Genomic DNA, 9,661 nt, shown 5'->3' with positions numbered 1-9,661 from the left:
CTCGAACTGGAGTGAGTTGGAATGTTCTCAAGACGTGAGTTCCTGATGGCGGCAACGGCGACGAGCGCCCTGCTCGGCTCCGGAATGGCCGGATCCTGGTCGCGGCTGATGGCCCAGCAGACCCTCACCGAGGATCAGCTGCTGGCCATCCAACCGACGGGACAGCTCACGCTGGTCCATATCACCGACATTCACGCCCAGCTCAAGCCGCTGTATTTCCGCGAGCCGTCCATCAACCTGGGCATCGGCGACGTCAAGGGCAAGCCGCCCCATGTGACCGGCGCCGACTTCCTGAAGCTCTACAACATTGCCCCTGGCTCTCCGGACGCCTATGCGCTCACGTCCGAGGACTTCGTCTCGTTGGCGAAATCCTACGGCAAGATGGGCGGCATGGACCGGGTCGCAACGATCATCAAGCGCATCCGCTCCGAGCGTGGAGACAACATGCTGCTGCTCGATGGCGGCGACACCTGGCAGGGCAGTTACACCTCCAACAAGACCCTCGGCGAGGACATGATCACGGTCATGAACGCGCTGGAGCCGGACGCCATGACCGGCCACTGGGAATTCACCTACGGCACGGACCGGGTGAAGGAAGCCATCGAGGCCCTCCCCTTCCCGTTCCTCGGCTCCAACATCTACGACAACGAATGGGACGAACCGGCCTTCGAGGCCTGGAAGATGTTCGAACGCGGCGGCGCCAAGGTCGCCGTCATCGGCCAGGCTTTCCCCTACACACCGATCGCCAATCCGCGCTGGATGATCCCCGGCTGGTCCTTCGGCATTCGCGAAGAGGACATTGCCAAGCATGTCGAGGAAGCCCGCGCCGAAGGCGCCGACCTCGTCGTGCTTCTGTCCCACAACGGTTTTGACGTCGACCGCAAGCTCGCCTCGCGGGTGGACGGGATCGACGTTGTCCTGACCGGCCACACCCACGATGCCCTGCCCGAACCCGTGATCGTCAACGACACGCTGGTGATCGCGTCGGGTTCCAACGGCAAATTCGTCTCCCGGATCGACCTCGACATCCAGGACGGCAAGCTGGCGGGTTACGCCTATCGCCTCATTCCGGTCTTTTCCGACGTCATCACGCCGGATGCGGAGATGGCCGCCCTGATCGACGAGGTGCGCGCACCCTATGAGAAGGACCTTTCACGCGTCCTCGGCAAAACCGAAAGCCTTCTCTACCGGCGCGGCAATTTCAACGGCACCTTCGATGACCTGATCTGTCAGGCCCTGCTGGAAGAACGTGACGCCGAGATCGCGCTTTCTCCCGGCTTCAGGTGGGGCACGTCCCTGCTTCCCGGCCAGGACATCACCCTTGAAGATCTGCACAACGCCTGTGCAATGACCTATCCGGCCGCTTACCGCTCCTCCATGAGCGGCCAGATGCTGAAGGACATCCTCGAGGATGTCGGCGACAACCTCTTCAACAAGGACCCCTACTACCAGCAAGGCGGCGACATGGTCCGCGTCGGCGGCATGGCATACGCGATCGATCCCGACAAGGAGATCGGCGAGCGCATTTCCAACATGACGCTGCTTGCGACCGGCGAAGCGATCGATCCTGCCAGGGATTACGTCGTCGCGGGCTGGGCTTCGGTCAACGAAGACACCGAAGGTCCTGCGATCTGGGACGTTGTCGAAAACCACCTTTCCAAAAACCCCGTCGTCAAGCTGCCGGACAACCAGTCCGTGAAGCTTGCCGGCTGACGTCTTGAGCATGAGGACTTTTCATGAGTGACAAGACCCTTTCCCGGTCCCCCAACCTGTCCCGCCGGGCGCTTCTCAAAGCCGGCCTGGCGACAGGAGTCGCCGCCGGCGCTGCCGGTGCCGCCCGCGCGGCCGGCGACCCCGCTATAACCGAGATCCAGGACTGGAACCGGTATCTCGGTGACGGCGTGCAAGCGCGCCCCTATGGCACGCCGTCAGAATTCGAAGCCCATGTCGTGCGCCGGGACGTCTCCTGGCTGACCGCCTCCACGGAGAGTTCGGTCAACTTTACCCCGCTGCACGAACTTGACGGCATCATCACGCCGAACGGCCTCTGTTTCGAACGCCATCATGGCGGCATTGCCGACGTCGATCCGGCCGAGCACAGGCTGATGATCAACGGCCTTGTCGACACGCCGCTGGTCTTCACCATGGAAGACCTGAAGCGCTTCCCGCGTGAGAACCGCATCTACTTCCTGGAATGCGCCGCCAATTCCGGCATGGAATGGCGCGGGTCCCAGCTCAACGGATGCCAGTACACCCACGGCATGGTCCATTGCGTCATGTACACCGGCGTACCGCTGAAGCTGCTGCTGGAAGAGGCCGGTGTGAAAACCAGTGCCAAGTGGGTCATGCCGGAAGGCGCCGACGCCTCGGCCATGACACGTTCCATTCCGCTGGACAAGGCGCTCGAGGATTGCCTCGTCGCGTTCAAGATGAACGGCGAGGCCCTGCGCCCGGAACAGGGGTACCCGCTGCGTCTGGTCGTTCCCGGCTGGGAAGGCAACATGTGGGTCAAATGGCTGCGCCGCCTCGAAGTCGGCGACCAGCCCTGGCACCAGCGCGAGGAAACGTCGAAATACACCGACCTTCTTGAGAACGGAAAGGCCCGCCGCTTCACCTGGGTGATGGATCCGAAATCGGTGATCACCAGCCCGAGCCCGCAGGCGCCGGTTTCCCACGGCAAGGGCCCGCTGGTCATTTCCGGCCTCGCCTGGTCCGGCAACGGCCGCATCACCCGTGTGGATGTCTCCATCGACGGCGGACGCAACTGGAAAACCGCCCGGCTGGACGGCTTGAGCCTGCCCAAGGCCCTGCACCGCTTCTATCTTGACATCGACTGGGACGGTTCGCCCCTCCTGCTCCAGTCCCGCGCGATGGACGAGAACGGCTTCTACCAGCCCACCAAGAACGAGCTCCGGGCCGCCCGCGGCGAGAACTCGATCTATCACAACAACGGAATCCAGACCTGGCATGTCAAAGCAGACGGGACGGTGGAAAATGTCGAAGTTTCTTAAAACCCTGGGTCTTGGCACCGCGCTGACCGTCCTGCCCGTACTCGCGTTGACGGCCCATGCGGGCGACGCGGACATGGGTGCGAAGGTCTTCAAGAAATGCGCCGCCTGCCACGCTGTCGGGGACGGTGCGAAAAACAAGGTCGGCCCCGAACTCAACGACCTGATCGGCCGGACTGCCGGCACGGCCGCGGACTACAAGTATTCAAAGGCCATGATCGAAGCCGGTGACGGCGGGCTGGTGTGGAACCCCGAAACGCTTGCCACCTACCTGAAGAAGCCCAAGGCGATGATCAAGGGCACCAAGATGGCCTTTGCCGGCCTGAAGAAGGACAAGGACCAGGAGAATGTCATCGCCTATCTGGCGACATTCTCCAGCGCGGCTCCGACGTCCGAAGAGCAAAGCGCTGCCGAACCGGCACAGCAGGAAGAGCCGACGCAAACCGCCGACGCCAGCGCGGCGCCTGCCCCGGTTTCAGCGACGCGTGACGGCGGCGTCTTCGGTCTCGGCCGGGAAGCAACGCCGGACGAGGTCGCCGCCTGGGACATCGACGTCCGTCCGGATGGCACGGGACTGCCCGAAGGCTCGGGCACCGTTGCCGAGGGGGAAGTGCTGTTTTCCGAGAACTGCGCCGTCTGTCACGGCGACTTCGGCGAAGGTGTCGGCCGCTGGCCGGTTCTGGCAGGCGGTCACGACACGTTGGCCGACGAGCGTCCGGAAAAGACCATCGGCTCCTATTGGCCGTATCTGTCGACCGTTTACGACTATGTCCGCCGGGCCATGCCCTACGGCAACGCGCGGTCGTTGTCCGATGACGACGTCTACGCGCTGACCGCCTATCTTCTTTATCTGAACGACGTGGTCGTGGATGAGGACTTCGAACTCTCCAGGGAGAATTTCACCGAAATCCATCTGCCGAACGAGGAGAACTTCGTCGCCGACGACCGTGCCGAGGAACCTCACTATGCGGAGGACGGCGAACCATGTATGAGCGACTGCAAACCCGGTCCGGTTGAGGTCACCATGCGCGCCCGGATCCTCGACGTCACCCCGGGCTCCGTCGATGATGACGCGGCCGAAGGCGTAGGCGGCGTCGACTGACATCGTTTGCAGTCAGGCCGGCAAAAAGAACAAGCAGACAGGCGGCCTGGCTGCGCAACAAGCGCCGCATGAGAAGCGGCGCGAGCTGAAGGAGGGAACGATGAAGGGAATTACAAGTCTGGTTGCGGCCATTTCGGCCCTGTTCATGCTTGTCACGGCGTCCGTGGCGGCCGAGGGCGCTCACAAGCTCGCGCTGCAGATCAGCGACAACAATCCGCAGAAGATGAACACGGTGCTCAACGTGGCAGCCAATGTCTCGCGCCACTATTCGGACCTGGGTGAAGAAGTGGACGTCAAGATCGTTGCCTTCAATGCTGGCCTGCACATGCTGCGCGCCGACACGACACCGGTCGCCGAACGCATGAAATCCTTCGCCCAGAGCATGCCGAACGTCACCTTCGAGGCCTGCAACAACACCCGTCAGGCCATGGCCAAGAAAGAAGGCAAGGACATTCCGCTGCTGGACAACGTCGAAGTGGTACCGGCCGGCGTCGTCTCCCTGATGGAACTGGACGAAAGCGGCTACACGGTCGTCAGACCATAAGGCATTCGCGACAGAACCCTGCCCCGCACGTGAGCGGGACGAACGGCCGGTTTTCCCGGCCGTTTTTGTGTGGGGTACCTACGGTGAGGCCTTCCCGGAAGAGGCGCCGAAGGCAAAATACTCCGTATCAGTATTATGCGTTGCACCCGCGGTCCGTCCGGAACGGCGTGATACCGCCTGAGACAACCATCTTGTGGTTTTCGCGTTTCCACGTAAGTTGTCACCAGACCCATGAAGCTGCGGCCCGTCCGGGCGATCAATCAGCCTTTCTGCACAGACCTGTTTTCCGGAGGTGCCCTTGTCCCAGGCACAGCGCATTCTTCTGATCTTTTTCCTGCAGCCGATCGCCTTCGGAGCCTGGTTTCCTCACATTCCCGGCATCCAGACGAGCCTGGAGCTGTCCAATACCCAACTGGCGATCGCGCTGGCAGGTCTTCCCGCCGGAACGCTGACGACACTCCTTTTTGCCGGCCGTCTGATCACCCGGTTTGGTGCGCGGCGCGTGACGCTTTGCTGTTATCCGCTGTTCCTGGCGGCCATGCTGTTGCCGTTTCTGGCACCCTCGCAGGCGGTCCTCATGGCGGTTCTGGCGCTGGTCGGCGGCTCCATGTCCGTTCTGGAACTCGGCCTCAACGTGCTGGCGGACGAATATGAGACCAGAACCCGGCACATCATCATGAGCAAGGCGCATGGCCTGTGGAGTTTCGGACTGCTTACCGGGACCCTGATCGGGTCGGCGGTCGCCGGGCTTGGGTTCGCACCTTTCCATGCCGGCCTCCTCATCTCCGTTCCGGTTCTGCTGCTCGCCGCCTATGCTTTATTCGGGCTTCAGGACAGCCCGGCCCTGAAGACGGGCGAGGACGAAAGGACCGGTTTCCGGTTTCCGCATCCCCTGCTGCTGGCGATCTGTTTTTTCACCTTCGGCTCCACCCTGGTCGAAGGCGCAGTGGCGGACTGGGCAGCGATTTTCCTCCGCGACACCTTTTCCGCGAACCCCGGCCTGGCGGGTCTGGGCGTTTCCGTTTTTACGCTGACAGTGGCAGTGACACGGCTGCTCGGAGACCGTTTGCGCCAGAAATTTCCGGTCGGCCGGCTCGCCCAGGGCCTTGCCCTGACCGGCCTTGTCGGCCTGCTACTTATCTGGACCGCGCCGGTCACGCCGGTTGCCCTGGCGGGCCTGTCGGTCCTCGGCATCGGCGCTGCGCTGGCCTTTCCACTCGGCGTCACCGCCGCCTCCGCCGCCCCCGGCACCAGCCCGGCCTCGAATGTTGCCGTCCTGTCCTTCATCGCCCTGGCGGGGTTCCTGGCAGGCCCTCTTCTCATCGGTTCCGTTGCCGATCACACCGACATCAGAACCGGGCTGATGATCCTGGCTCCGACGCTCTTCCTGAGCTTCCTGCTCGCTCCGGCCCTGTCGAAGGCCGGCCAGCGCAGCCTTCATGAAGAACCCGTCTGTGCCGACGCCTGACATTTACCGCACCGGCTGGTTTTGAGACAGGCGCGGCGACGGCTCAGGCCGTCGCGCCGTGGGTATTTGTTTCGTGGATTTCGATCAGGCTCGGCCCGGACACGCCTGCAAGCTCCGTAAGCGCACCGGCAAGTTCCGAAACATCGCCCAGGAGGACGGCCGGCAAGCCGTAGGCTTCGGCGATTTTCGAAAAGTCCGGGGCCGAAGGCGTCACGCCTTCCGGCTCGATGCCGCAGTCCAGCATGTAGTTCCTGATCTCGCCATAGCCGTCATTGTTCCAGACCAGGAAAATCACCCGCGCACCGCAGTCCCGGGCGGATCCGATCTCGGCCAGCGAGAACTGAAAGCCGCCGTCACCGACGATGCAGACCACCGGTGCTTCCGGCTCCCCGACGCTGGCGCCGATCGCGGCGGGCGGGCCGTAGCCGAGCGCGCCGAAGCCGGTCGCCGCGTTGAACCAGCCCTTCGGCCGTCCCGGCTCGAAGTAGAGATTGCCGGAATAGATGACCTGGGTGGAATCGCCGACAATGATGCAGCCGGGCAAGGTCTCAACGATGGTCTCCAGAACCCTGACTTCAGCCTTCATCTTGGGACCGAGACCGGCAAACACCGCGTCCCGGCAGGCTGCGGCCCGCCCGGCGCCATCCGCATGACCCGTAAGCCCCTCAAGCATGGGCAGAAGATCGCCAAGAAGCTGATCCACGGTCGAAAGGACCGGCAGCGAGGCGGAAGGTCCCCGGGCCAGCTGGTCCGCATCGATGTCGACCCGAACGAGATTATCAAGTTCCGGAAAGCCACCGTCCGCATACATGTCGTAGTCGGTCTGTCCCATCTGGGTGCCAAGGGCAATCACCAGATCGCTGTCCGCCAGGAGATCCCGCACCGGTGCAAGGCTCGGGCTCGCGGGCACGGAAAGCGGGTGCCCGGCAAACATGCCGCGCGCATTGACGGTGGTGATGAGCGGCGCATCGATCTGCTCCGCCAGTTGCCTGATCTGGTCAGCGGCCCCGATCGACCCGCCCCCACAGAGGATCGCCGGTCTTGTTGCCTGCCGGCATTTGTCCGCAAGTTTCTCGACACCGGAGCGCGCGGCACGCGGCCCCTTGACCGCAGTCGCAGTGATGGCTCCGATGGAGATCTTCTCCGCCATGACATCGGTCGGGATCTCGATATGCACCGGCCCCGGACGGCTGGACTGCAGAATGGCGAAGGTGCGCGCCAAGACCGACGGAAGATCATTTGGATCAAGCAGCGTATGCGACATCAGCGCCAGCGTCGCCATCATCGCGCGCTGATCCGGCAGCTCGTGCAGCCTGCCCTTGCCGTGACCGAGACTGGAGCGTGCATTGACACCGGAAATGACCAGCATCGGCACGGAGTCCTGATAGGCCTGCGCCATTGCCGTGATGGTGTTGGTGAGACCCGGGCCGGTGATCACAAGGGCAACGCCGGGTTTGCCGGTGACCCGGGCATAGCCGTCCGCCATGAAGCCGGCGCCCTGCTCGTGCCGCGGCGTGATATGGCGGATCTTCGACCCGGCAAGGCCGCGGTACAGCTCGACCGTGTGAACACCCGGGATGCCGAAGACGACATCGACACCGTTGGCTTCGAGAATGTCGATCAGCGCCTCGCCGACCGTCTTCGTCTTGTCCGTTGTCATGATGCCCATTTGCGGCTCCCCTCGTCCTTGCCAAGGCTGTCCGCGAAGGCGGCAATCCGGTCGGTTGCTTCCGACAACACGTCATCGGCCACCGTCAGGGACAGGCGGATGAACCCGGCGGCCTGATCGCCGAAGGAGGAACCCGGCATCACGGCCACATGCTTTTCCTCCAGAAGCCGGGAGGCAAAGTCCGCCCCGTCCAGTCCGGTTGCACTGACGTCGACCAGCAGGAACATGCCTGCCTCCGGCATCATCGGGCGAAGTGCGTTGTGACCGGCAAGATGCTCGATGATGAGGTTGGCGCGCCGCAAGTAGGCCTCGCGCATGCGCTCGGCCGTGTCGAATTCGCCGGAAACCGCCATGGCGGTCATGTCGGCGATAAAAGGCTGTCCGCCGAAGAGCATGGTCTCGGACACCGCCAGCAGCCTGTCGCAGAACTCTTCGGGCCCGACCGCCCAGCCGGAACGGAACCCCGGTGCCGCATGGGACTTGGAAATCGAGGAGACGACGATGGTCCGGTCCGCGAGTTCGGGAAGATCGAAGGGAGACGCAAAGGCACTGCCGAAGATCAGTTTCTCGTAGACCTCGTCGCAAACGATCCAGAGATCCTGGCGCCTGCAAACCTCGCCGATGGCGGCAATTTCCGCTTCGCTCAAGGCCGCCCCGGTCGGGTTGTGCGGCGTGTTGAGCAGAAGAACCTTGCACCGGGGCGTGACCGCCTTTTCCAGGTCTTCCGCCTGAAGATGGAAGCCATGTTCGGGACGGAGCGGCACGGGAACCATGCCGGCGCCCGTTGCGGCGATGACACCTTCGTAGGTGGCATAAAGCGGATCGCCGACCAGCACGGCATCACCGGCTTCCACAAGGCCGAGCATGACCGCGAAAAGCGCCGTCTGGGTGCCCGGGAAACACAGGATGTTGCGCTCCGAGATACCAGGCCTCCGCGCCCGGTATTTTTCCGTCAGCGCATTGACGACACTCGGTTCACCCCGGCCGCTGGAATAACGAATGCGGCCTGCCCGCATGGAACGTTCGGCCTCATCCAGCAAGGCGGCATCCGGCAGGATATCCGGTTCGCCGATCGTCAGTTCGATGACGGGAACTCCGGCGTCCGCCATTTCGCGGGCCTTGATGTGCACGGCCCATTTTCCGGAGCCCAGATGGGCCAGACGGTCGGTGATCGACGCATAACGCATGTTCGGGTCTCTCAGTTGGAGTGGTTGTCCGCAGTCAGTCTTATTCCGCCGAGCAGCGCCTCGACGGATCGGATGGCGATGTCCGGCAGCGGTGTATCGGCAAAGAGATCCGCCACCAGCGTGCCTTCGATCCAGAGGCCGTCGATCACGGCGTTGATGGCGATCGCAAGCTTCTGGCAGCGCAGCGGATCCGGCTTCTCTCCCGCCTCGGCCAACACATCGGCAACAAGTACCTCGAGCGCGGAACGGAAGGCGAGATAGCTTTCCCTGTGTATTTCGGCGAAAGCCGGTTCGGCCCTGACGTGGCTGATGAAGGCCGCCCAGAAGGAAAGCGCTTTCCCGTCAGCGACCGGTGGCGTCAGGTTGGCGACGATGAAATCATGCAGTCTCGCCCGAGCATTTTCCTGGCCGCGATCGCCCGCAGCCGCCACGGCCTGTGTCATGCCGGTCATGACGTGGCGATAGGCGTCCTGCAGCATCTGGTCCTTGCTGGAAAAATAATGTCGGATCAGTCCGGGGGTCACGCCGGCGCGGGCCGCGATCCGCCGCACCGTGGCGCCCTGCAATCCGAATTCCGAAATGCAGTCGAGTGTCGCCTCCATGAGGTCCTGACGCCGTTCGGCCTCGCCGATGCGATGAAACGGGCGCCGGCTCATCCAAGCCTCCGTTTCATGAACGTTGCG

8 protein-coding genes are annotated in these 9,661 nt (G+C 63.3%); 5 read left to right on the top strand and 3 right to left on the bottom strand.

Annotation, left to right across the window (positions count from 1 at the left end; genetic code table 11):
* Nucleotides 1-21: 21 nt before the first annotated feature.
* The 5 genes from soxB (at nucleotide 22) to ACQY7U_RS10710 (ending at nucleotide 6,122) form a co-directional block, all read left to right on the top strand.
* Nucleotides 22-1,713: a thiosulfohydrolase SoxB gene (gene soxB / locus ACQY7U_RS10730; protein WP_428644297.1), complete on the top strand. Its 1,692-nt coding sequence runs from the start codon at nucleotides 22-24 to the stop codon at nucleotides 1,711-1,713.
* 23 nt (nucleotides 1,714-1,736) lie between these two features.
* A complete protein-coding gene (soxC, locus tag ACQY7U_RS10725; protein ID WP_428644295.1) occupies nucleotides 1,737-3,011 on the top strand; it encodes a sulfite dehydrogenase in 1,275 nt (424 codons plus the stop codon).
* On the top strand, nucleotides 2,995-4,110 hold the full coding sequence (locus tag ACQY7U_RS10720; RefSeq protein WP_428644293.1) for a c-type cytochrome: 1,116 nt from the start codon (nucleotides 2,995-2,997) through the stop codon (nucleotides 4,108-4,110). The genes soxC and ACQY7U_RS10720 overlap by 17 nt, the downstream gene beginning before the upstream one ends.
* 100 nt (nucleotides 4,111-4,210) lie before the next feature.
* A complete protein-coding gene (locus tag ACQY7U_RS10715; RefSeq protein WP_428644292.1) occupies nucleotides 4,211-4,654 on the top strand; it encodes a hypothetical protein in 444 nt (147 codons plus the stop codon).
* A gap of 298 nt (nucleotides 4,655-4,952) precedes the next feature.
* Nucleotides 4,953-6,122 carry an MFS transporter gene (locus ACQY7U_RS10710; RefSeq protein ID WP_428644289.1) on the top strand — a complete coding sequence of 390 codons (1,170 nt, stop codon included), beginning with the start codon at nucleotides 4,953-4,955 and terminating at the stop codon, nucleotides 6,120-6,122.
* Nucleotides 6,123-6,165: 43 nt separating this feature from the next.
* Here the strand turns inward: ACQY7U_RS10710 and ACQY7U_RS10705 are convergent, their stop codons facing one another.
* From ACQY7U_RS10705 to ACQY7U_RS10695, 3 genes are read right to left on the bottom strand one after another with little or no spacing between them, the layout of a single operon-like run.
* Nucleotides 6,166-7,791, bottom strand: a complete 1,626-nt coding sequence (locus ACQY7U_RS10705) for a 5-guanidino-2-oxopentanoate decarboxylase (protein WP_428644287.1) — start codon at nucleotides 7,789-7,791, stop codon at nucleotides 6,166-6,168.
* Complete coding sequence (locus ACQY7U_RS10700) at nucleotides 7,779-8,978, bottom strand: pyridoxal phosphate-dependent aminotransferase (protein ID WP_428644285.1); 1,200 nt, start codon at nucleotides 8,976-8,978, stop codon at nucleotides 7,779-7,781. The genes ACQY7U_RS10705 and ACQY7U_RS10700 overlap by 13 nt, the downstream gene beginning before the upstream one ends.
* Nucleotides 8,979-8,989: 11 nt before the next feature.
* Nucleotides 8,990-9,634, bottom strand: coding sequence for a TetR family transcriptional regulator C-terminal domain-containing protein (locus ACQY7U_RS10695; RefSeq protein WP_428644283.1), 645 nt, complete (start codon nucleotides 9,632-9,634; stop codon nucleotides 8,990-8,992).
* Nucleotides 9,635-9,661 lie beyond the last annotated feature (27 nt).

It is taken from the genome of Roseibium sp., assembly GCF_050301095.1.
Lineage (GTDB): Bacteria > Pseudomonadota > Alphaproteobacteria > Rhizobiales > Stappiaceae > Roseibium.
The sequence above is the reverse complement of the archived record's forward strand: the minus strand, read 5'-3'. Positions and strand labels throughout refer to the sequence as shown.